The organism is Tessaracoccus luoxuelianae, assembly GCF_055326245.1.
Window position 1 is genome coordinate 195,009 of sequence record NZ_JBUZNO010000005.1, and the last position, 21,999, is coordinate 217,007.

At 68.5% G+C, this 21,999-nt stretch carries 19 protein-coding genes; 9 read left to right on the plus strand and 10 right to left on the minus strand.

Annotation, left to right across the window (positions count from 1 at the left end):
- Window positions 1-88 precede the first annotated feature (88 nt).
- Complete coding sequence (locus ACZK39_RS09255; protein WP_459055518.1) at window positions 89-976, minus strand: VOC family protein; 888 nt, start codon at window positions 974-976, stop codon at window positions 89-91.
- A gap of 136 nt (window positions 977-1,112) precedes the next feature.
- On the opposite strand from ACZK39_RS09255, the gene ACZK39_RS09260 reads away from it, so the two are divergent.
- On the plus strand, window positions 1,113-2,510 hold the full coding sequence (locus ACZK39_RS09260) for a uridine kinase family protein (protein ID WP_463613113.1): 1,398 nt from the start codon (window positions 1,113-1,115) through the stop codon (window positions 2,508-2,510).
- A 342-nt stretch (window positions 2,511-2,852) separates the two neighbouring features.
- On the opposite strand, the gene lacZ is transcribed toward ACZK39_RS09260, so the two are convergent.
- The 4 genes from lacZ to ACZK39_RS09280 all read right to left on the minus strand — a co-directional run bounded on the left by lacZ (window position 2,853) and on the right by ACZK39_RS09280 (window position 8,997).
- Complete coding sequence (gene lacZ, locus ACZK39_RS09265; RefSeq protein WP_463613114.1) at window positions 2,853-5,861, minus strand: beta-galactosidase, LacZ type; 3,009 nt, start codon at window positions 5,859-5,861, stop codon at window positions 2,853-2,855.
- Window positions 5,858-6,670 carry a carbohydrate ABC transporter permease gene (locus ACZK39_RS09270; protein WP_459055521.1) on the minus strand — a complete coding sequence of 271 codons (813 nt, stop codon included), beginning with the start codon at window positions 6,668-6,670 and terminating at the stop codon, window positions 5,858-5,860. The genes lacZ and ACZK39_RS09270 overlap by 4 nt, the downstream gene beginning before the upstream one ends.
- Window positions 6,663-7,622: a carbohydrate ABC transporter permease gene (locus ACZK39_RS09275; RefSeq protein WP_463613115.1), complete on the minus strand. Its 960-nt coding sequence runs from the start codon at window positions 7,620-7,622 to the stop codon at window positions 6,663-6,665. Before ACZK39_RS09275 ends, ACZK39_RS09270 begins: the two co-directional genes overlap by 8 nt.
- Before the next feature lie 70 nt (window positions 7,623-7,692).
- Window positions 7,693-8,997: an ABC transporter substrate-binding protein gene (locus ACZK39_RS09280; protein WP_463613116.1), complete on the minus strand. Its 1,305-nt coding sequence runs from the start codon at window positions 8,995-8,997 to the stop codon at window positions 7,693-7,695.
- A gap of 224 nt (window positions 8,998-9,221) precedes the next feature.
- On the opposite strand from ACZK39_RS09280, the gene ACZK39_RS09285 reads away from it, so the two are divergent.
- Window positions 9,222-10,265 carry a LacI family DNA-binding transcriptional regulator gene (locus ACZK39_RS09285; protein ID WP_182781269.1) on the plus strand — a complete coding sequence of 348 codons (1,044 nt, stop codon included), beginning with the start codon at window positions 9,222-9,224 and terminating at the stop codon, window positions 10,263-10,265.
- A 48-nt stretch (window positions 10,266-10,313) separates the two neighbouring features.
- Window positions 10,314-11,033 (plus strand): NYN domain-containing protein, encoded by a 720-nt coding sequence (locus ACZK39_RS09290; RefSeq protein ID WP_182781268.1) that lies wholly within the window; start codon window positions 10,314-10,316, stop codon window positions 11,031-11,033.
- A 25-nt stretch (window positions 11,034-11,058) separates the two neighbouring features.
- Here ACZK39_RS09290 and ACZK39_RS09295 read toward each other — a convergent pair whose 3' ends face one another.
- The 3 genes from ACZK39_RS09295 to ACZK39_RS09305 form a co-directional block, all read right to left on the minus strand.
- A complete protein-coding gene (locus ACZK39_RS09295; RefSeq protein ID WP_463613117.1) occupies window positions 11,059-11,955 on the minus strand; it encodes an LppM family (lipo)protein in 897 nt (298 codons plus the stop codon).
- A gap of 151 nt (window positions 11,956-12,106) precedes the next feature.
- On the minus strand, window positions 12,107-13,081 hold the full coding sequence (locus tag ACZK39_RS09300; RefSeq protein ID WP_463613118.1) for a squalene cyclase: 975 nt from the start codon (window positions 13,079-13,081) through the stop codon (window positions 12,107-12,109).
- 122 nt (window positions 13,082-13,203) lie between these two features.
- The gene (locus ACZK39_RS09305; RefSeq protein WP_463613119.1) at window positions 13,204-13,824 is read right to left on the minus strand and encodes a LysE family translocator; all 621 of its coding nucleotides are present in this window, start codon (window positions 13,822-13,824) and stop codon (window positions 13,204-13,206) included.
- A gap of 98 nt (window positions 13,825-13,922) precedes the next feature.
- Between ACZK39_RS09305 and ACZK39_RS09310 the strand changes: the two genes are divergently transcribed.
- From ACZK39_RS09310 to ACZK39_RS09335, 6 genes are all read left to right on the plus strand, one after another.
- Window positions 13,923-14,384, plus strand: a complete 462-nt coding sequence (locus ACZK39_RS09310; RefSeq protein ID WP_182781264.1) for an Lrp/AsnC family transcriptional regulator — start codon at window positions 13,923-13,925, stop codon at window positions 14,382-14,384.
- Window positions 14,385-14,464: 80 nt separating this feature from the next.
- The gene (locus tag ACZK39_RS09315) at window positions 14,465-15,454 is read left to right on the plus strand and encodes an alpha/beta hydrolase (protein WP_182800220.1); all 990 of its coding nucleotides are present in this window, start codon (window positions 14,465-14,467) and stop codon (window positions 15,452-15,454) included.
- Window positions 15,455-15,459: 5 nt separating this feature from the next.
- Complete coding sequence (locus ACZK39_RS09320) at window positions 15,460-16,374, plus strand: alpha/beta hydrolase (RefSeq protein ID WP_463613120.1); 915 nt, start codon at window positions 15,460-15,462, stop codon at window positions 16,372-16,374.
- Window positions 16,375-16,540: 166 nt separating this feature from the next.
- Complete coding sequence (locus ACZK39_RS09325) at window positions 16,541-17,281, plus strand: hypothetical protein (protein ID WP_463613121.1); 741 nt, start codon at window positions 16,541-16,543, stop codon at window positions 17,279-17,281.
- The gene (locus ACZK39_RS09330; RefSeq protein ID WP_463613122.1) at window positions 17,281-17,526 is read left to right on the plus strand and encodes a helix-turn-helix domain-containing protein; all 246 of its coding nucleotides are present in this window, start codon (window positions 17,281-17,283) and stop codon (window positions 17,524-17,526) included. The genes ACZK39_RS09325 and ACZK39_RS09330 overlap by 1 nt, the downstream gene beginning before the upstream one ends.
- A gap of 84 nt (window positions 17,527-17,610) precedes the next feature.
- Window positions 17,611-18,345, plus strand: a complete 735-nt coding sequence (locus tag ACZK39_RS09335) for an FMN-binding negative transcriptional regulator (protein WP_463613123.1) — start codon at window positions 17,611-17,613, stop codon at window positions 18,343-18,345.
- Window positions 18,346-18,402: 57 nt separating this feature from the next.
- Here the strand turns inward: ACZK39_RS09335 and ACZK39_RS09340 are convergent, their stop codons facing one another.
- Window positions 18,403-19,335, minus strand: coding sequence for a putative endonuclease domain-containing protein (locus ACZK39_RS09340; protein ID WP_463613124.1), 933 nt, complete (start codon window positions 19,333-19,335; stop codon window positions 18,403-18,405).
- 123 nt (window positions 19,336-19,458) lie between these two features.
- On the minus strand, window positions 19,459-21,906 hold the full coding sequence (locus ACZK39_RS09345; protein ID WP_463613125.1) for a beta-glucosidase: 2,448 nt from the start codon (window positions 21,904-21,906) through the stop codon (window positions 19,459-19,461).
- Window positions 21,907-21,999: the final 93 nt, after the last annotated feature.

The following is a 21,999-nucleotide window of genomic DNA, read 5'->3' on the forward strand; positions in this document are numbered from 1 at the left end:
TCTGAGGCTTCGAGGCTCGTCGCTGCGCTCCTCGCGCCTCAGCCAACGGGAAGCGCCACGCGGCGGCGCTCCCCCTGTCGGGGCGCCCTCAGAACGCCGCGATCTCCAGCTTCTTCATCCCCATCATCGCCTGGAAGGCGCCGGGACGCTCCATGAGTTCCGCCATGTTCGACGGCGTCACCTGCCAGCTGACCCCGAACCGGTCCGCGCACCACCCGCACGCCTCGGCCTCGGGCACCTCGCTGAGCGCGGCCCAGTACCGGTCGATCTCGGCCTGATCGTCGCAGCGGATCTCCAGGGAGACGCCGGGAGTGAACGTGAAGGCGTGGTCAACCTCTGAATCCATCAGCGAGAACCACTGGCCGAGCAGCCGCACGACGGCGAACTCGACCTGGCCCGGGGACGTCGCGTCCGGCGCCTCCTCAGGCACGCGGACAGTCACCTCCGAGTCCGGGAACACGGAGGTGTAGCGCTCCAGCGCCTCGCCGCCCCTGCCCTTGGCCGCCCCCGCAAACAGGAGGCACGGCACTATGAAGGGCCTCGGCTCGGCGTCGGGATCCGACAGGACGAGCTGCCAGGACACGCCGAACTTGTCCTGCAGCCACCCGAATCTGCGGCTGTAGGGGTACTCGCCCAGCGGCATCAGCACCTCGCCGCCGTCAGCGAACGCATCCCAGACACGGTCCAGCTTCTCGCGGGCTTCGTCATCTTGCGACGGGTCGAAGTACAGCAGGAAGGACACCGATGGGTTCGCCCTGAATTCGGGTCCGGCGTTGATCGCCCCGAACGCGTAGCCGCCCACCTCGAACTCGAGGTAGAGCACATCTCCGGCGAAGTCCTGCTGGAAGTCGGTCAGCCCCTCCGTCGGGTAGTGCTGCGTGACGGTTACCCGGGCGTCCGGAAGAACCGAACAGTAGAAGGCGGCGGCGCTCGCGGCGGAGTGGTCGAACCAGAGGTTCGGCACGATCTTCTGCATCGCATATCCCCTTGTCATCGGGACGTCGACGTCGAGCGTCGACGCTCATCCAGTAGAGGCCCTCGACCTTACGCCGCCATCCCCGGCGGAACCAGGGCTGTCAGGGGTACCGTCGGATGGATCGAAAGGAACCGCCATGCGCGAGACCCACCTCCGCCAAGGGCGGCAAACGGTCAAGCTGGGCTTGATCAAGGTGATCCACGACCTGTTCCCCGACGAGCGGCTCAAGACCTCCTACTCGATCCTCGAGGGGGTCTTCTGCAACCTCGTGGGGTCAGCGCTGTCGACCAGGGAGGTGAGCCTGATCGACGCCAGGCTCAAGGAATGGGCCGCCGACCCGGCGAGCAGCATCGTCTCCCTCGGCCGCGACGGCGGCTACCACGTCTATCAGGTGGGCGATCTCGTGGCCAGGGTGGTGTATCCGGTGATCATGGATCCGACGCAGGTTGAACCCTTCCAAGTGATCCCCTTCGCACAGGGCTTCATCGTGGACTTCGGCGATGTGGACAAGGGCAACGGCGTCCCGCTGATTCCGCCCACGCGGTTGTCGGCCGCCTATGCGGAGAGCCAGGAATGGCTGGACCGCATTGACGTCGAGGTGGTGGCCGACGTCAACGCCTACATCCTCTCGGGCCGCTCGACGAAGCTGATCAGCATCGCGGAGGCCCTCCACGAGAAGCGGCTCGCGGACATCGCCGACGTCATCCTGGCCGAGCGACGGGCGCTGCGCATGCTGGCGATCTCCGGGCCGTCGTCGTCCGGGAAGACCACCACCACGCAGCGCCTCGCGACGCAGCTCGAGGTCAACGGCCTGAAACCCGTGTCCTTGTCACTGGACAACTACTTCCTCAATCGCGATCGCACACCTGTGGACCCCGACGGCAGGTACGACTTCGAGAGCCCCGATGCGCTGGACCTCACCCTCCTCACGCACCACATTGCTGAGTTGGTGGATGGCCACCCCATCGAGGTCCCTACGTTCGACTTCATCACCGGCAGCAGGATGCCGGACACCACCTGGCTCCAGGTTGGCCCTGCGGAGATCCTCCTGATCGAGGGCATCCACGCGCTCAACCCCAGATTGATGGAAGGTGTCAAGCGCAACGCGGTATTCAAGGTGTACGTGAGCGCCCTTGGCGGGCTCAACATCGACCTGATGAACCGCGTGCCGACGACGGAGGTCCGGCTGCTGCGCCGGATCGTGCGCGATCACAGGGATCGCGGCATCTCCCCGGAACTCACCATCGGCCAGTGGGACAGCGTGCGTCGCGGGGAGTACGCGCACGTCTTCCTGTTCCAGGAGGACGCGGATGTGATGTTCAACTCCAGCATGCTGTACGAGTTGAACGCGTTGAGGCCGTTCGCGGAGGCGGCGCTGGCGACGATCCCCGACGGTAGCCCAGCCGTGGACACGCGGGACAGGCTGCTGAACCTGCTGACCTTCTTCGAGCCGCTCGACACCGAGAGGGTCCCGTTCAACTCGATCCTGCGGGAGTTCATCGGAGGAAGCCTCTACGCGCCGCCCGCCGGCTGAGGCGCGAGGAGCGCAGCCACGAGCCTCGAAGCCTCAGAAACGTTCCTAGTCAGCTCACGTTTCATAGGCTTCGAGGCCGCTACGCGGCACCTCAGCCCGCTGTAACGCGAGGAGCGCAGCGACGAGCCCACACCCCTCCCCGATCCCTGAGGGTCGCCAACGCCGAAGGCGCGGGCGGCGTCTCGAAGGGTCGTGACCCCCACCCGACAAGCAGTCCCGCTGCCGGGTCGCGCCACGACCCTTCGAGACGCCCGCCAGTCGCTGACGCGACGCGGGGCTCCTCAGGGACCGATGGGCCCCCCGCTGGCAGGGGTGGCACCCCTCAGCCAGCGGGGGCGGCCGTCAGCGGATGCCCTGGAAGGCGAACCTGAACACCAACTCGCCCTGCGGCAGCCGGTACTCGGGGTGGGTCATCGCGCCCCAGCTGTCGTCGCCGCCCACGCCGCGACGCATCAAGGCCGGGCGCAGCACCGTCTTCTGTATCGGCGGCAGGTCCACCGGGTGGGCCGCATTCTCAACCTCGAACGGCGTCCACGGCAACGCCGAGAACTCCATGGGCTCGTCCACGGCCTCGAACCGCAGCCCCGCCCCGCGACCGTCAGTCACCGTCGCCCACCGCACCCCGGTGTGGCTGCCCGACTCCTGCGGCCGAATGTAGGGGGTGAGCTCCTCCGCGACATCCGCCGTCCACACGCCCAGGCGTGCCCCCGCGCGACGATCCACGTAGCTCTCCTCCGGACCCTCCCCGTACCACCTGAGCGTGTCCAGCTCCGGGTCCGTGACCAGCATGAGCCCGAACTCCGGCATGTCGGTGAGACCGTCACCGGGTCGCACCGTCAGCGTCACCTGCACGCGACCCTCGCCGTCGACCAGGTACACGACGTCGCACTCCCCCGCCGGGCTGCTCGGCAGCTCGTAGGTGTAGCGGATCTCGACGGCGTCGCCCACCACCGTGGCGGTGGGACCTGCCTCGCTGGCCTCCGCGTAGCGGCTTGCCAGCGCCCATTGCCCGTCCCTGAACGGCATGTTCCAGCCGCGCTCGTTGGAGGTGGGTGCGTGCCAGAAGTTGGGCTTGGGGATGCCGCGCACCAGTTCGCGGCCGCCGTCGGAGCTCAGCCCGTACCGGTACGAGACGAGCCCTCCGTACAGCTTCGAGAACAGGGCCGTGAAGTGCCGCCCCCGCACGCCGAAGTTGTGGATCCCGTCGATGAGGACCGGCGCCGCCGAGGGCGCGACCGGCGCGGGCTCCCCCGCGACAGTGAACACCGCCTGCTCCCACGACACCTCATGCCCCGCCGGAGCCCAGGACGACGCCTGGGGAACTCGGAACGACACCTCGACGGTGTACTCGCCCCCGGCGTCGGGCAGGTCGATCGGCAGCGGGTAACTGCCTGCCTCCCCCGGCTCCACCGATGTCTCGACGGTGGCCTCCGCCAGCACGCGACCCTCGCGCCCCAGCGTCACCACGCACTCGTAGTTCGACGTCGGCGTGAACAGCAGCCGGTTCTCCACCTCGAACGAATCGCCCGAGATCTGGATGTTGAGGCCCTGGTAGAGCTTCTTGACCTCCTGCAGCTTCGGCGACGGCGAGTGGTCGGCGAACACGATGCCGTTTCCGCTGAACTCGGCGTCGTGGGGCGCCTCACCGCAGTCCCCGCCGTAGCCGAAGTACGCGTTGCCGTGGCGGTCCGTGAGCGCGATGGCCTGGTCCGAGAAGTCCCAGATGAAGCCGCCCTGGTACAGCGGCTCGCGGTAAGCCAGGTCGATGTACTTGTCCACGGCCCCGAACGAGTTGCCCATGGTGTGGGCGTACTCGCACAGGATGTACGGCTTGTCCCGGTTGGCGGCGAGGAACTCCTCGATGGCGGACGCCGGGGTGTACATGGTGCTGACCACGTCTGTGGTCTCCGGGTAGCGCGGGTCCCAGTGGACGCCCTCGTAGTGCACCGGGCGGGTGTCGAGCGCGCGGAAGTGATCCGCCACGTCCCGCAGGTTGGTGCCGCCGAAGGACTCGTTGCCGCAGGACCACATGACGATGCTGGCGTGGTTCTTGTCCCGCTCCAGCATGTTGCTGGCGCGGTCCAGCAGCGCGTCGCGCCACTCGGGCAGGTCGCCCGGCACCGCCTGCTCCAGCGTGACGCGCCCTCGCACAACGGCGTCCCACATGCCGTGGGACTCGAGGTTCATCTCGTCGATGACGTACAGGCCGTACTCATCGGTGAGCTCGTAGAGGAACGAGTTGTTGGGGTAGTGGCTGGTGCGCACCGCGTTGATGTTGTGGGCCTTCATCAGGCGGAGATCCGCCTCGGTCTGCTCGCGGCTCATCACCCGGCCCTCAAGCCCGAACTCGTGCCGGTTGACGCCGTTGAACACCACCCGACGGCCGTTGATCTTCATCACGCCGTCCTCGATGCCGAAGCGGCGGATGCCCACGCGCTGCGGGATCACCTCGACGACGGCGCCGGCCGCGTCGAGCACCTCGACGGTGAGGTCGTAGAGCTGCGGATCCTCGGCGCTCCAGAGGAGCGGAGCCTCGACGGCGACCGCAAGCACCCCGTCGTCACCCGCGGTCAGCTCACCGACGCCCGCGAGCCGGGCCCGCACGGAGCCCTCCCCCTGAAGCGACACTGCCAGCCGAACCTCTGCCGACGCCAGGTCCTCCGCCACCGGAGTGGTGATCCGCAGGTCCTCGGCGTGCACCCGGGGGCGGCGGTAGAGCATCACGTCACGGAACAGGCCGGAGAACCGGTAGAAGTCCTGGTCCTCGATCCATGCCGCGCCGCTCCACTTGTACACCTGCGCCGCGAGCTTGTTCTCACCGTCGACGAGGGCCTCGGTGAGATCGAACTCCGACGGGGTGAACGCGTCACCGCCGTAGCCGATGTAAGTGCCGTTCAGCCACACCGCGACCGTCGACTCCGCGCCCTTGAAGGAGACGCTCAGCCGCTCGCCGTCGGCCAGCGGATGGTCGAGCGTGAAGTGGGTGACGTAGCTGCCCACCGGGTTGAACTTCTGCGGGATCTCGCCCGGCCAGATGTCCTCGAGCCCGTCCCACGGGTGCTGGACGTTGGCGTACTGCGGCCGGTCGTTGCCCTGCAGCTGGATGTGGCCGGGGACGCGGATGTCGTCCCAGGCGTCCACGTCGTAGTCAGCGGCCTCGAAGCCCGACGGCGCGAGCGTGAGGTTCTTGGCGTAGTGGAACTTCCACACCCCGTTGAGGCACTGCTCGAAGCTGCTCGAGCCCAGCGACGCCTCGGCCGGGCCCGCGAACCAGCGATGGTCCGAATGCGCGGCGAGCCGGTTCTCGGCGAAGTAGGTGGGGTCTGAGATTCTGGTTGGATCGAATGTCACTTGATAGCTCCTGTGATGCCCTCGGCGAAGGCGCGCTGCAGTACGAGGAAGACGATCATCGTGGGCAGTGACGCCAACAGAACGGCGAGCATCAGCACTCCGTAGTCGGTTACGTAGCCGGCGCGCAGGTTCGAGATGAGCATCGGCATGGTCTGGAAGTTGTTGTTGATCAGGATCACCTTGGGCCACAGGAAGTTGTTCCATGCGGTCATGAAGGTGATGACGGCCGCGGCCGCCAGGGTGGACTTCATCGTGGGGAGGAAGATGCGGAAGAAGATGCTGATCTCGCTCAGCCCGTCGATCCGTGCCGCCTCGATGATCTCGTGGGGGAAGGACCGGGAGGCCTGCCGGAAGAACAGCACCAGGAACGGGGTGGCGATCGCGGGGAGGATCACCGCTCCCACCGAGTTGATCATCCCGAAGTCGGCGAACATCTGGAACAGCGGGATCATCGTGGCGGCGAAGGGGATCATCATCGCCAGCAGCAGGAACCCCATCAGGCGGTCCTTGCCCTTCGAGTGGAACACCTCGAAGCCGTAGCCGGCGATGGAGCACACGAGCAGCGCCAGCACCGTGGTGCCGACGGCGTTGACGGTGGAGTACCACATGGCCGAGGCCACGTCCTGCTGGGAGACCAGCGAGGCGAAGTTGTCGAACAGGGCCGTGCCGGGGATCATCCTCGAGCTGAGGACGTCCTGGCTGGTGTTGGTGGCGGAGACCACCATGAAGTACAGCGGGAAGATCGACACGATCGCCGAGACGGCGAGGAAGGCGTAGGAGGGCACGCGGCGCCACTGGGTCTTAGTCACGCTTATCACCGATCTTCATCTGGATGAACGCCAGGACCGCCACCATGATCAGGATCACGTAGGACAGCGCGGCGCCGTAGCCGAAGTTGGGGTTCCTCTGGAAGGACACCTCGTACAGGTAGTGCGACATCGTCATCGACGTGTACGCCGGGCCGCCCTGCGTCAGGTTCCAGGACTCGTCGAACAGCTGGATGGTGCCGTTGGTCGAGAGGATCGCGGTGAGCAGGATCATCGGCTTGAGCTGCGGGATGGTGACGTACCAGAAGGTCTTGAGCGAGCTGGCGCCGTCGATCTTGGCGGCCTCGAGCGAGGAGTAGTCGATGTTCTGCAGCGCGGCGAGGTAGAACACCATGTTGTAGCCGGTCCAGCGCCACAGCAGGCCGAGGATGATGACGAATCGTGCGGTGTCCGTCTCGCCCAGCCAGTTGACGGGCGAATCGATGAAGTTGAGCCCCATGAGCATGTCGTTGACAAGGCCGTCGTTGGCGAACATGGTGCGGAACACCAGCGAGTAGGACACCAGCGACACCGCGCAGGGCAGGAAGATCGCGGTGCGCCACAGGCCCTTGTACCGCAGGGTCTTGTCGTTGAGCAGATTGGCCAGCACGAGCGCGACGATCAGCATGATCGGCACCTGGATGATCAGGTAGATGAACGTGTTCTGGACGGTGAGCTTGAAGATCTCGTCGCTGAACAGGCGCTGGTAGTTGTACCAGAGGGGATCGGCGAAGTTGAGCCTGGTGCCTCGCCCTGTCTGCATCGACAGGATGAAGGCCTGCGCCATGGGCCAGAAATTCATCCAGAGGATGAGGATCGCGGCCGGCAGGAGGAAGATCCAGCCCGTGAGGTTGCGCTGCGCCTCGATGCCGAAGCGACGGCGCTTCGCGGGCGAGGAGCCCGCATCGTCGGATGGGACGGCCTTGCGGACGGCCACCCGGGAACGTTCAGTCATGTCTACAGTCCACCTTTCGCGCGGGTGGGGGCCGGTTCAGCCGGCCCCCACCTCACTGGCTAGCGAGGAATCACTCCATTGCGAATTCGACGGCCTGCTGGGCCTCCTCGAGCGCGGTGGTCATGTCCCCGCCGTCGACGATCTTGGTCATCGCGGCGCTGACGGAGTCACGGCCCTCGTAGTAGTAGGCGCCGGTGTTGTTGCTCGGCACCTGGGCGGCGAAGTCCAGCACCTGGGTGAAGATCGGCTCGCCGCCGAAGAACTCCTGGGGCTCGGAGTAGACGTCGCTCTCCGCGGCGGGCAGCCAGTTGGCCAGAGCGCCCGAGGCGGGGAGGATCGTGTCGTAGAACTCGTTGGAGCCGGCGAAGGTGGCGTTCAGGAAGTCAGCGGCCAGCGCCTTGTCAGCGTTCGACGAGATGGCCCAGGACGAGCCGCCGTTGGCGGAGTAGTTGGTGGCGCCGTCGACGCCGTCCAGCTTGGGCAGGTTGGTGATGCCCCACAAGCCGCTCTGGTCGGGCGCGGACTGGATGGAGCCCAGGATCCACACGCCGTTGATGGTGCCGGCCACGTTGGAGTTCACGAAGGTGCCGATGTACTCGTCCCACGAGTTGACCTCCACGAAGACGCCCGAGTCCACGAGCTCCTTGTAGGTCTCGATGGACGCGATCAGCGCCTCGTTGCCCACGATGGTGGGATTGCCCTCGTCGTCGAACAGGCTGGCGCCGGCCGACTGCATGATCATCATGATGAGGTCTGACTGGCCCGCCAGGCCCGAGAGCAGCGGCTGGCCGGTCTTGGCCAGCACGTCCTTGCCCTTGGTGATGAAGTCGGACCATGTGATGTCAGTGAAATCGGCGACCGTGTAGCCGGCCTCCTCGAGCACGTCGGTGCGCAGCGCCGTGATGGCGGTGCCGTTGTCGAAGGGAAGACCGTAGTTGACGCCGTCGAGGGTGGAGTAGGCCACCACGCCCTCGGGGAACTCGCCGAAGTCGACGTCGGTGTCCGTGTAGTCGTTGAAGAGGTCCGGGTAGTTGATGACGTTCTTCTGGAACGCGTTGTTCTGCATGAGGAAGATGTCCGGCAGCTCGCCGGTCTCCTGCGACTGCGCGAGGGTGGTGAGCTTGGTCTGCAGGTCGTCCCAGGGGGTCTCGACCACCTCGAGCTCGAAATCGGGGTTCTCCTGCTTGTAGATCTTTTCCGCTTCTTCGAGGGCGAAGATGTTGAAGGCAGGGTCCCAGGCCCAGACGGTGAGCTTGCCGTCGCCGGCGTCCCCGTCGGAACCGTTGCTGCCGGTGGAGCCGTTGTCTCCACCGCAGGCGGTGAGCGCCAGAGGCACCACGACGGCCATGGCCGCGAGCTTCTTCCACGAATTCATGAAAACTTCCTTGTCTGTTGTGGCTGCACCGAGGCACGGGTCGGTGCGTCCCGGAAGGCGTCCTCGCCTACGTCGGTGACCAATGTTTACGTAAACGTAGCACGTCCCCTAGTGGCCGACATAGGGGGTCAGATAACGGTCTGATAACACTTGCTCGCCTGCATGGCAGGAGCGATTCGCTGGGATGGTGACGTCAACATCGGAACCGGGCTACACTCCCGGCCATGGGGACCGTCTCGGGTCGAGGACGACGCAAGACCGGCCCGTCGATCGAAGACGTGGCCCGGCTGGCCGGCGTCTCCGCACAAACCGTGTCGCGCGTGTCGACGGGCGCGGATCCCGTGCGCCCGGAGACCAAAGCGAAGGTGATGGCCGCCATCGCTCAGCTCGGCTACTCCCCCAACCGGGCCGCCCGGGCGCTGCGCAACGGCTCCTTCGGCACCATCGGCCTCCTGGCCCACCGCTACGAGCGCACCGGCGAGGTGCTCACCACCGGCGCCGTGGTGAAGGCGGCCGACGAGGAGGGCTACACCGTCACGCTCCTCAGCATCGACGACGAGACGGCCGTCGCCGAGGACTGGGAGAGCGCGGCGCACCGCATCTCCAACCAGGCCATCGACGGCCTGGTCATCATCCGCGCAGAGGAAGCCACCCCAGAGACCCTGACTCTGCCCGCCGGAATGCCGGTGGCCGTGTCGGATTCGCGGCTTGTGGGCCACTACCCGGCGGTGATGGCGGACCAGGTGCAGGGGGCCCGCGACGCCACCCGCCACCTGTTGGGTCTCGGGCACCGGATGGTCCACCACCTGTCCGGACCGGCCGAATCGGAGCCGGCCTTGATGCGACGCGGAGCCTGGGAGCGTGCGCTCGAGGCGGCGGGCAGCCACGCGCCCCCGGTGTGGCAGGGGGATTGGACGCCTGCGTCCGGCTACGCGGTGGGGAGGAGGATCGCGCAGGACCCGGACGTGACCGCGGTGTTCGTCGCCAACGACGAAATGGCGTTCGGGTTGATCCGCGCCCTCCACGAGGCGGGGCGGCGGGTGCCTGAGGACGTCTCGGTGGTGGGGTTCGACGCGATCGCGCTGAGCGAGTTCGCGTATCCGCCGCTGACGACGGTGCGGCAGAACTTCGATCAGATCGGCCACGCGCTGGTGAAGTTGGTGCTGTCACAGATCAGGTCGACGGGTGCGATGACGCGCCACGACCGCGTCGTCGTCCCGACCGAGCTGATCGTCCGGGCCACCACCGCCCCGCCGCCCGCGCGCTGACGGAGGACGCGCACGCGGTAGGTTCGTGCACGACGAAGGGGAACCCAGATGAGCAAAGAGACACCGAGGGAAGCACGGTTGGCCGTGCTGATCGACGCCGACAACGCGCGCGCCACCCACATCGACCAGCTACTCGTCGAAGTGGCGAAGTACGGCCGCGCCTCCGTCCGGCGCGCCTACGGCGACTGGACGTCGACGCAGCTCACCTCGTGGAAGACCGAGCTGCTCCAGCACTCGATCCAACCCATCCAGCAGTTCAGCTACACCACCGGCAAGAACGCCACGGACAGTTCGCTCATCATCGACGCCATGGACCTCCTCCACGCCGGCAACCTCGACGGCTTCTGTCTGGTCTCCAGCGACAGCGACTTCACCCGCCTGGCCGCCCGGATCCGTGAGGACGGCAGGTTGGTCTACGGCTTCGGTGAACGCAAGACGCCCAAGCCCTTCGTGGCCGCGTGCGACACGTTCATCTACGTCGAAAACCTGACGACGGCGGCGCCGTCGGTCAACAAGGCTGCGACGGTGACCACCCAGAAGCTCACCACCGACGCTTTCCTGGACAAGCTCCTGGCGGAGGCCGTCAACGCGGCCGCGGGCGACGACAACTGGGCCAACCTCGGCGTGGTGGGCAGCAACCTGTCGCGGTTGGCGTCGGACTTCGACTCCCGCACCTGGGGCTTCGCCAAGCTCAAGGACCTGTTCGCGGCGCACCCCGGGTACGTCATCCAGTCCAAGCCGAACGAGGTGCTGGTCCAGCCCAAGTGACCGCTCCAGAGGCTCGACGGCGGGCTCAGCCCGGCGGGCCCCACGGATTGCGTGGTGGCTCGTTGGGTGGCGGCTCGTGGGCGGGCGGCGACTCCGGCTGCGGCGAGTCCATGTAGGACGTGTCGGCATAGTCGCGCACATCGCGCTGTGGCGGCTGGGCGGCTGACCCACCCGTCGGCGGAGGGGGCGCATAGCCGCCTGCCGGATCAGCTGGGGGTGGATACGCGGGAGCAGCCGGATAGCCCCCGGGCGGTGGCGGGTAGCCCCCGGGCGGTGGCGGATAGCCCCCGGGCGGTGGCGGATAGCCCGGACCGGGCTGCGCCGGGCCAGACCACGGCGCGGGCCCAGGCGGAGGCGGCGCGCCGGCAGTCGTGCGCTTCCACAGAAGAAGCCCCACGACGATCCCGGCCGCCACCAGGAGCCCTGCCCCCAGCCACGGCAGCAGCGTGAGGAGCGCATTCGCCTCCTTCGCCGTCGCCCTCAGCCCTTCGGCGGACATCAGGTCCGTGGCGTTTGTCCACGTGACGGTGGTGCCGTCCACCGTGCTCGATCCGCTGTGCGAGATCACCTCACCCGGAAACGTCACCGCGACCCTGAAGTCCGTGAACATCGCAGCCGCCATCGTCGAGTCTGCGCCCGATTCCCCACTCAGCTCACTCCCAGCCATGACGAAGGTGTATTCGCCGTCCTGGTGGACGATGGTGAGCGTGTCGGACGAGCCGGCCATGGCATCGAGCGGTGCGTTGCTGGCCTCCTGCACGCAGCCGATGAAGCCCCCCTCGTTGTAGGGCGTGACCGTGACGCCGGGCTCCGCCTCACAGGACCCGTCCAGCGAGTCCGCGTACTCGTCCTGGATGGCGAGCAGCATGGTCATGTTCACGGTGTCCCGCGCGGTGATCTCGATGTCGGCGTCCAGCTTCACGCAACCGGTGACAACGAGGAGCAATGGCAGAAGAACAAGCGCCCGGGCGGGCCCCCCAAGTGGTCTCATGCACTGACCGTAGCCGTGACGTCGGTCCATTTCTCGGCCATAGGGGGTTATCCACAACCTCGCTCCCCTTGCGTGAGGTTGTTCACAGTTCGTCCCACCAGCGGAGCACCCTGATGGCGTGGAAGGTCAGCCACGGTGACGGCTCACCCTTCGGGACGTCGATGTCGAACCACACCTGGCCCTTGTAGCGCCCTCCCTGCGGCCAACGGCCGTCATCAAGCCGTGCCGCCCGGACCAGCTCGATCGCCTCGGCGGCCCTGGGGTCCGGAGGCACGCCGTCGAACTCCGATGCCTCCCGCAGGTGGTCCAGCACGTTGAGGGCGCTGTAGAACCACCGGAACGGGTAGGCAAAGTAGCCCACCCACTCACCCACCACATCGCCGGTGCTCAGCCTGTACATCAGCCGGCGTTCCAGCAGGTACTCCTGCGCCCGATGGCGTGCGGCCTTGAGCCCGTCGTGGCCGCCGACCGCCCGCTCGTACGAGAGGATCCCCCGCAGCGAGTTCAGGGTGGAGTGGAAGGAGGACCGCGTCGACCCCTCCACCCACTCGCAGTTCCAGCCCCCGTCGGCCTGCTGGTGGGCCGGGAACCAGTCGGCGATCCCGCTCACGTCGGCCCCTAGCCAGGCGCCGTTGGCCAGGGTGAACGCGTTGATGCAGCAGTCCACCTCGCCGCCCCAGTAGGGCAGGTCGTCGTACTCCCAGCGACTGTTGGCCGCCAGCTTCTCGGCGGTCCCGGACAGCGCCGAGGCGTCCAGGCCCCACTCCCGCAGCGTGTTCAGGGTCCAGGTGGTGGCGGTGTAGGGCTGGCCCTCGTCGTCGTCGGGGTGGTTGAGCGCTCGCGGGTCCGCCCGGGTGGGGAAGTACGCCCCGCCCGCCCACTGCCCGTCGTCGTCCTGGAGTGCGAGGAGGCGCGCGCCCATCCCGCTGGTGGCGATCTGGGCGCGCGTGGCCTGCCAGACGGCGTCGGGTTCGCCGAGAAGGTCGCGTTGGACCTGCCAGCGCAGTGCCGGGTCCGTGTCGAGCAGCCAATCGATGAGTTCGGGGTCCTCAGGCATGCGATGAGCCTAGGCGCCTCTCGCGTGCACGACACGCCGTCGCGAAGGAACCTCGACGACAACTGCGGCATCGCGGGCGCACTCGCACGGCGTGTCGTGCACCCGGGAGCGACGGGGGAAGCTCACGCCAGGTGGAACTGCTCGAGGAGGAGGAACCCGCCGAGCGCCATCATGATCACGCCGCTGGCCCTGTTGACCGCCAGCGCGACGGCGGGGCGGCTACGCAGCATCGCCTTGGCTGAGGCGGCCACCGCGAAGTAGACGACGGCTGTGTTGAGGAGGTGGACCCCGCCGAGCGCGAGCAGCTGCGCCCACATCGGCAGCGCGGCGTCCTCTCGGGCGAACTGTGGCAGCAGGGCGAGGAACAGCAGCACGACCTTCGGATTGAGGCCGCTGACGGCGAACCCGGCGACGGCGTTGCGTAGGGCGCCGGCGTCGCCGTCTGCATCGCCCGCACGGATCGTCGACGGCGCCGCCCATGTCCGGTAGCCCAGCCACAGCAGGTAGGCCGCCCCGACGCCGGTGAGCAGCGCCAGCGCGAGCGGGAGCCGGGCCACCAGCGCCCCCACTCCCGCGGCGACGATGAGCGTCGCGAGGAGATGCCCCGCCAGCATCCCCACGACGGCGGGCGCCACGCTGCGGTGCCTCAGGCCCGCGGCGATGGCGTAGGCCCAGTCCGCCCCCGGCGTCAGCACGAACAGCATCGACACGCCCGCGAACGCCACCGCCGCACTCAGATCCATCTTGTTGCCTCTCCGTCGCCTCGACGCTACTCACGCGACCGTCCGAAATATTTGCTACTTCTTCGTCGAACCGGCTGGACGGTGGAAGACTTCACGCCATGGACGCTATCGACAGGAAGATTCTTGCTGAGCTCGTCGAGGACGGCCGCCTGTCGCTGACCGAGCTGGCGGATCGGGTGCAGCTCAGCCTGTCGCCCTGTCATCGACGGGTGCGCAAGCTCGAGAGCGACGGCGTCATCGCCGGCTATCACGCCTCCCTGGACCCGAAGGCCCTGGGCCTCGAGTTCGAGGCGCTCCTGTTCATCACGATGCGCAGCGCGGATCACGAGACGATCGACGCCTTCGAGCGCAGCGTCCACGCCATCCCCGCCGTCGTCCAGGCGCAGCGGCTCTTCGGCGACCCCGATTACCTGCTCCGCATCCTCTGCGCCGATCTGCCGGAGTATCAGCGCCTCTGGGACGAGGGACTCTCCACCCTGCCTGGGGTGCAGAAGCTGGTCTCGACCCTGGTGATGAAGACGGTGGTGGACAACCGTCCCCCACCCCTCGGCAGGCGGTGACGGGGCACCCGGTCCAGGCCCGAACACGCGTCGGACGGTCCCAGCTCCCCCGCGCTCGGGCGTGCAGGAAGAATGGGGCCATGCAGATCTTCACCCAGACCGTCGGCCACGACGCCCCCCTCACCTGCTACGTCCAGGAGCCGAGCGCCGAGCTCGCCAACGCAGCCGTCCGCCCCGCCGTCCTCGTCCTCCCCGGCGGCGGCTACTTCATCACCTCGGACCGCGAGGCAGAGCCCATCGCGCTCGCGTACCTCGCTGAGGGCTTCAACGCCTTCGTGCTGCGCTACGCCGTCGGGCCCGAGTCGCCGTTCGAGATGTCGTTCGACGACGCGAAGGCCGCGCTGGCCTGGATCCGCGACAACTCCGCCGAGCTGCACATCGACCCCGCGAAGGTCGCCGTCGTCGGGTTCTCCGCCGGCGGGCACCTGGCCGCGAGCCTCGCCACCGCCGCCGAGGACAAGCCCGACGCGCTGGTGGCCTGCTACCCAGTGACGCTGGAGGAGTTCGGCCCGCCCGTGGGCAAGGAGATCGTCGACGTGCCCAGCCACGTCTCCGCCGACACCCCGCCCACCTTCCTGTTCAGCACCTCAGACGACACCGTCGTGCCCATCCGCAACTCGATCGCCTTCCTCGCTGCGCTGGCCGAGCATGCCGTGCCGTTCGAGTCGCACATCTATCTCCTGGGTCCGCACGGGATCAGCCTCGCCAAGCCGCTGACCGCTAGCGGACAAGGGCCGATGGTGGAGTCGTCGGTCGCGGGGTGGCTGCCGGATTCCGTGCGCTTCCTCCGCACCGTCTTCGGGGACTTCGCCGTGGAGGGCGAGCCCGAGACCTACCAGACCTTGCTCAACCGCCGTCGCGTGAGCCTGGACATGCCGCTCGGACGCCTCGTCGCCGACGAGCGCGCAGCCGACTCGCTCCGCCGGCACGCCCCGGCCCTGGCCGCCGCGATGGAGACCGACCCCTTCGTCGGGTCGGCGTCGATCCGCCAGGCGCTCGGGCATCAGCCGGGCGCGGTCTCGCCCGAAGCCCTGGCGGCGTTGGAGCGCGAGCTCGCCGAGCTCGGCTGACCGCGGTGGACATCTCTCGGGTTGATCCGGAGCTCCGCGCCCGGCTCGGCCGGATGCCCGCCATGCATCTGGAGAACCGTGTGGTCCTGGCCGCGGCAGGGCGAGTGTCGCGGGTGATCCCCGGAAAGCGGGTGGACGGCGTGACCCGACGCATTGTCCGCCTGGGCGACGGGGTGAGCCTGCGGGTCTACACACCCGCGGCCCCGTCGGGCGCCGGGCTGCTGTGGATCCACGGCGGCGGGCTGGTGCTGGGCGCCGCAGCCATGGACGACCGCTTCTGCGGCGACACGGCCCGGCAACTGGGGGTCGTGATCGTCTCTGTCGACTACCGCCTCGCCCCGCGACACCCCTTCCCCGCGGCCCTCGACGACGCGCATCGCGGCTGGGAGTGGCTGACGTTCCACGCCGGGGAGTTGGGGATCTCGACGGCGCGGTTGGCCGTCGGCGGACAGAGCGCCGGTGGCGGGCTGGCCGCCAGCCTGGTCCAGCGCCTGCACGACGAGGGCGCGGGTGTCGCGGCCCAGTGGCTGTTCTGCCCCATGCTCGACGACCGCACCGCGCGGGATCGCACGCGCGACGTCGAGGACCACTTCGTCTGGAACAACCGCTCCAACCTGGTGGGGTGGCGTTCCTATCTGGGCGCAGCCTTCGCGACCGACGACGTGCCGCGCTACGCAGTCGCCGCCCGGCGCGAGGACCTCTCCGGGCTTCCGCCGGCGTGGCTGTACACCTCGGACATCGAGCTGTTTCACGACGAGGACGTCGCGTACGCGCAACGACTGCGGGCCGCGGGCGTGGACACCACGCTTGATGTGATCTCCGGGGCTCCGCACGGAGTCGAGGCGTGGGCGGCAGGCAGCGGGATCGCGCGGAGCCTCCTCAAGCGGGCGCGACGCTGGCTCGGCCACGCCTTGGGGTAGTCAGGGCCATCGGCGCTCTGCATCCTGCTATCCAGGGAGCGGTTTGTGTGCATATACACAGAACCCGCCCTCTGGATAGCAGGATGCAGACGACCCCTTGCGCTTTCCCTCCACTGCGCGTACCTTAACGATTATCGTTGTTATCGACAATCGTTAGGGGCACGTGATGTTCGGTGGGGCTGCAGTTCTGGTGCTGGTGGCGGTGGTGATGCTCGCAGTGGCGGTGGTGCTCGTCGGTCGCGGGCGGCTGGGCGGGGACACGGCCACCCTCCGGGTGGTCCGCGGAGGGGCGGTGGTCTACGGCGTCATCGTCCTCATCCTCACCGTCCTTGCGGTGGGGAGCCAGCTCCTCCTCGACACTGTCGAGGTGGCCCTCCCCACCGAGACGTTCTGGCCGGTTCTCCCTGAGGGCGTCGAGATGTTCCCCGGCGGCGACGCCCGCTTCGTGGGCGGCGGCTTCACCGAGGCGTTGGCGTCCGTGACCGGCCTCGGCCTCGCCACCCGGGCGCTGCTCGCAGCCGGCACGCTGGTCCAGGGCCTCACCCAACTCGCCGTCACCTGGGCGGTGTTCCTCATCGCGCACCGCCTCCTCGCCGGCGAGCCGTTCCGCCCCGTCGTGCGCAAGGCGGTCCTGGTGGCCGCGGCCGCGCTCATCGGCGGCGGCCTCCTGTGGCAGGTGCTCTTCGGAGTCGGCGAGTTCATGGCGGCCAGGGAGGTGCTCGGATCGCTTGGGTGGGGCTGGGACGAGAGCCTCGGGCTCGAGGATCCCTCTGTGCTCATGCCCGCACCGCAGCTGAGGCTGACCATCGCGTTCTGGCCGATCTTCAGCGGCCTCGCGCTCGCGGCCGTCGCGGCGGCGTTCCGCTACGGCGAGGAACTCCAGCGCGACACGGCAGGACTCGTCTGATGGTCCCGGCCAAGCCCGACGAGGACACGGGCATCCACTGTCGCCTCGACGCGCTCCTCGCAGACCGCGACATGACGCTGACCCGGTTGAGCGAACTGGTGGGGGTGAGCGTGGTCAACCTCAGCGTGCTGAAGAACGACCGTGCCCGAGCCGTCCGCTTCTCCACCCTGCGAGCCATCTGTCGGGTGCTGGACTGCGAGGTGGGCGACCTGCTCGTCCTCGCCGACGCCGGGTCGCGGCACTGACCCAGCCGTCGCTGAACCCGCGGGGACCAGTGGCCGTCGAGCCCGTGAGTGGGCAGCCGACCGCACCCGGATACCATTCCGCCCATGGACCTCGACCCACCCCCCAGCCAGGTGTACGTGCCCGCCAGCCAGCGGGTGGACGACGTCGAGCGTTGCCGGGCGCTCCTGGCGGAGGTCGGGGCGGCGCTGTGGATCACCGGAGGCGACGGGGCCCCCTCCGCGACACTGCTGCCCACCGTCTGGGGGCAGGGGCGCCTGATCGCCCACGCGTCGGGCAGCAACCCGCAGTTCGACCTCCCCGAGGACGAGCTCACGCCCTGCCGGGTGGTCATCCAAGGCGCCCACTCGTACGTGAGCCCGCGGTGGTACCCGAGCGTCCAGCCCTCCGAGCACGGCGGGGATGCCCGCGGCCGGGCGGCGGGCCGCGCCGTCGGGACGTGGGATTACGAGCAGGTGCAGATCGCGGGCTGGCTGCGCGTCCACCGAGACCCCGACCGCCTGCGCGCCGAGGTGATGGCCCAGGCCACCGCGCTCGACGCCGACCGCTTGACCGACGTGCCGGACGCGGCAGATGCCCACCGAGGCCCCTGGTCCCGTGCCGAGGCGCCGAAGGACTTCATGGCGGCCATGCTGAGGGGGATCGTCGGGGTGGAGCTCGAGATCACCGAGGTGGTGGGGCGGTTCAAGCTCTCGCGCAACCGCACCGACGCCGACCGCGCCGGCGTGGTCGAGGGATTGAGGGAGCGCGGCCGGGAGCGGGATCACCGTGTGGCCGACGCCGTCGAGGCGGTGGAACCGCTGCCCCGTGGCGGGGCCTGAGCCGACCCCCTTCCAGAGTGTGGCGGGACGGACGGTCTACCCTCCCCGGATCCCCACTCACGAAACCCCTTCCCGCCGGCACCTCCGGCATCGACGCCTGATGCCCGTCCATCCCCTCAATTGGAGTGCCCGGGCGAGCTGGCTGGCCGTCGCACACGGGCGATGCGTGACGTCATGCCAGCCGTACCGGAGATTGAGATAGCCCTCCAGGGAGAGCCTGTTGTCACGCTGCATGTCGCGGAATTTGTCCTCATGCCCCAGGTGTCCATCCAACTCAGCCACCACGGCGAACTCGTGCCACACGTTGTCAGAGCGGCTCTGGACCAGGAGACTCTCCTGGCGCACGGGCTCCGGGAGGTCATGGGCGTGGATCACCTCGGTGAGGAACCTCCACTCGAGCACGGACTCAACCCCCTGGGCAGCCTCCTCACAGAGGTCGAGCATCAACCGCCGGAGCTGCACGCGCCTGCGGGAGTTGATCTCATCACGAAGCTCGACCGCCGTGATCTTGCCCTGGCTGATGGCCCGCGTGACCACAGCGATGAGGTCGTCCTCGTCGGTCTCTCCCCCAGTGTCCAGGAGCGCCGTGAGCACCTTGGTGCGAGTCGGATCTCCTTCGCCCCCACGCTTGCCCCGCCTGAAAACCACCTGGACGGTCGCATCGCTGATGGGATCGATGCGATGACGCCCGGGGTGCCAGACCGTGATCTGCTCTGGAGCCTTGGTCGTCAGCTCGTCCAGATGCAGGGCAGCCAAGCCGCTGATCGCCGAGCCGGCACCGGCCCTGACCAGGCCGGCCCAGCACCAGCTGGTGAACGTCGGCGGGGTGACACAGTAGAGGCCGGGCCCCATCCGGGTCCACTGTTGCCGCCACCGTTTGAGCGCCCCCTTCGGAGCATGCAGGTCCGTCAGCTGGGTGGAGGACACGACACCGGCCTGGGCCTCAGTCAGCTCGAGCAGCTCCTGGGAGGGGTTCTTGCGGGCTATCACGCCTCCACGATCGGCAGCGCGCCCCCCGATTTCCCGCCTCAGCCTGGACCTGTGAACAACAGGTTCGCGGGGTGGGGGTCCTGGGATGGTAGACGATCCCCGGATCCCCACTCCCGAATCACCTCAGCGCGCCGAGCCCTCCATTCCCGGCCTCGACCCCATCGCGAAGCGCAGCACCCGCCCCGCGACCGCCTGGATCTCCGCCCGGCGCACGCCGTCGGCCTTCGCCAGCGACCGCAGTAGCGAGCGGTCCTTCCCCTTGCGCAGCCAGTCGACGGTGGAGCCCGGCATCAGCACGTCCACCCCCGCCCGCACACGGTAGGCGGAGTCCCACACCTCCGGGAAGTGGGGGTCGCGGCAATGCTGCATCCACCAGTCGGTCATCACCATGCCGTCGTAGCCCCACTGCTCCCGCAGGATGGTGGTGATGAGTTCGTAGTTGTAGTGCGCCCACACGCCGTTGATCTTGTTGTAGGAGGTCATGATGGTCTGCGGCCGCGCCTCCTTGACGCAGATCTCGAAGCCCTTGAGGTAGATCTCGCGCAGCGCCCGCTCGGAGACCCGGGAGTCGTGCCTACTGCGGTTGGTCTCCTGGTTGTTGGCCGCGAAGTGCTTTGGACACGCCGCGACCCCCTGCGACTGCACCCCGGCCACCACCGCGGCCCCCGTCCGCCCGGTGACCAGCGGGTCCTCGGAGAAGTACTCGAAGTTGCGCCCGCACAGCGGGTCGCGGTGGATGTTCATGCCGGGGCTGAGCAGCACGTCGGAGCCCTTGCGGACCATCTCGCGCCCGTGCTCGGCGGCGAGCTCCCGCACCAGCACCGGGTCCCAGGTGGACGCCAGCGCTGTCCCGCAGGGGAGCAGCGACGCGTAGGCGCTCAGCCGGATGCCCGAGGGCCCGTCGGTGCAGGTGACCGGCGGCACCCCCTTGGCGCGGAGCGTCTCCAGAATCCCGCCGAACACGCCAGCGTTGCCGGCGGCGCCGAGCGGGCTGTTCATGCGGCCATGCCCGCGGGTCAGCGCCTCAAGTTCCTCGTCGCTGAGCTGCGCGACGAACTGCTCCATCGACTTCCGCCCCGCCGCGACATCGCCCAGCGCGATGCCCTGGTCCCCCGTCACCGGCACCTCGGCCGGAAGGTGCTCCGCGATCCGGGTCCGGAGGTCGACGGTGCGCACCGGCACGTCCTCCCACCCCGGCCGCGTGACGTCGCCGGCGCGGAACACCGTCATCCGGCGGAACGCGGCCGCCGGGTCGACGGCGCACGCCTCGGCCAACTGCTCCACGACCCGCAGCTCACGCACCGTGAACTCCCCCACCTCGACGGCGGACCGCACGTCCGCGCCGAGGAAGAAGCGGTAGGCGCCGGGCTCGAGCACCCACGCCGAGCGGTGACCGGTGGCCCCGCCGTCGTCGTAGGACGACAGGGCGTCCACAGGCACGGTCAGCTGTACCCGCTCCGACCCGCCGGGCGGCAGCTCGCCCGTCTTCGCGTACCCCACGAGCGCCCGGGCGGGCTTCCCCAACGCGCCGTCGGGCGCCTGCACGTAGAGCTGCACAACCTCGCGCCCCGCCCGCGACCCTGTGTTGGTGACATCGACGGCGACCCGCACCTCGTCGTCGGCCACGAGCTCGGCCCCCGAGAACCCGAACGTGGCATACGACAGGCCGAAGCCGAACGGGAACTGCACGGTGTCGCGGGCGAAGGTCTCGAAGTAGCGATAGCCGACGAACACGTCCTCGGCGTAATTGTTGAAGTCCTTGGCGCCGAAGTTGCCCGACGTGGGGTAGTTCTCGTAGTGGCGCGCGATGGTGTCGGTGAGGCGCCCCGATGGCGACACCGCCCCGGCGAGCACGTCGGCCACCGCCCGCGCCCCCTCCATTCCGCCCTGCCACGCGAGGATCAGGCCTGCGAGACGATCCCCGTACTCCTCCACCCAGGACAGGTCCATCACGTTGCCAGTGTTGACGACGGCCACCACCCGCTCGAACCGTGCGACGACGGCGTCCAGCATGGAGCGCTCGGCGTCGGTGAGGTAGTAGGAGCCCTTCTCCAGGACGTTCTCGCGGTCCTCACCGGCGGCGCGCCCGATGACCACGACGGCCACCTCGGCCGTGTTGGCCACCCGCGACACCAGCCCTGGGTCCAACGGCATCTCCTCGAAGTGTCGCGGCCAGTTACCCCAGTACCCCTCGTCGGGCGGGTTGGCGGCGGACCAGGCCTCGTAGGCGGCGGCCAGCTCGCCGCTCACCGCGACACCCGCCTCCCGCAGCGCCTCCAGCAGGGACACGCTGTAGGGCGGCTTCACGTCGCCGCCGGAGCCGTAGCCGACGGCGAACCAGTCGCACTGCACGCGCCCGAACACCGCGACCTCCGCGCCCGCCGACAGCGGCAGCACCCCGCGCTCGTTGCGCAGCAACACCAGACCCTCGGCGGCCGAGCGACGGCACAGCTTGACGAGCGCGTCTGAGAGGGTCGGGTCCGTGTCGACGAGGTCCGCCGATTGTTGGGTCAGGCCGTTGACGACGGTGTGCATCGCCTTGCGGTAGAGGCGCCAGAGTTCCTGCGGCATGGGGGCTCCTGGGAGGGCTGTGCAGAGTGTGGGTTCTCAGACGGTAGACCGACACTGAGCCACCACTGTGTGGAGCCCCCATCCTAGGCGAAA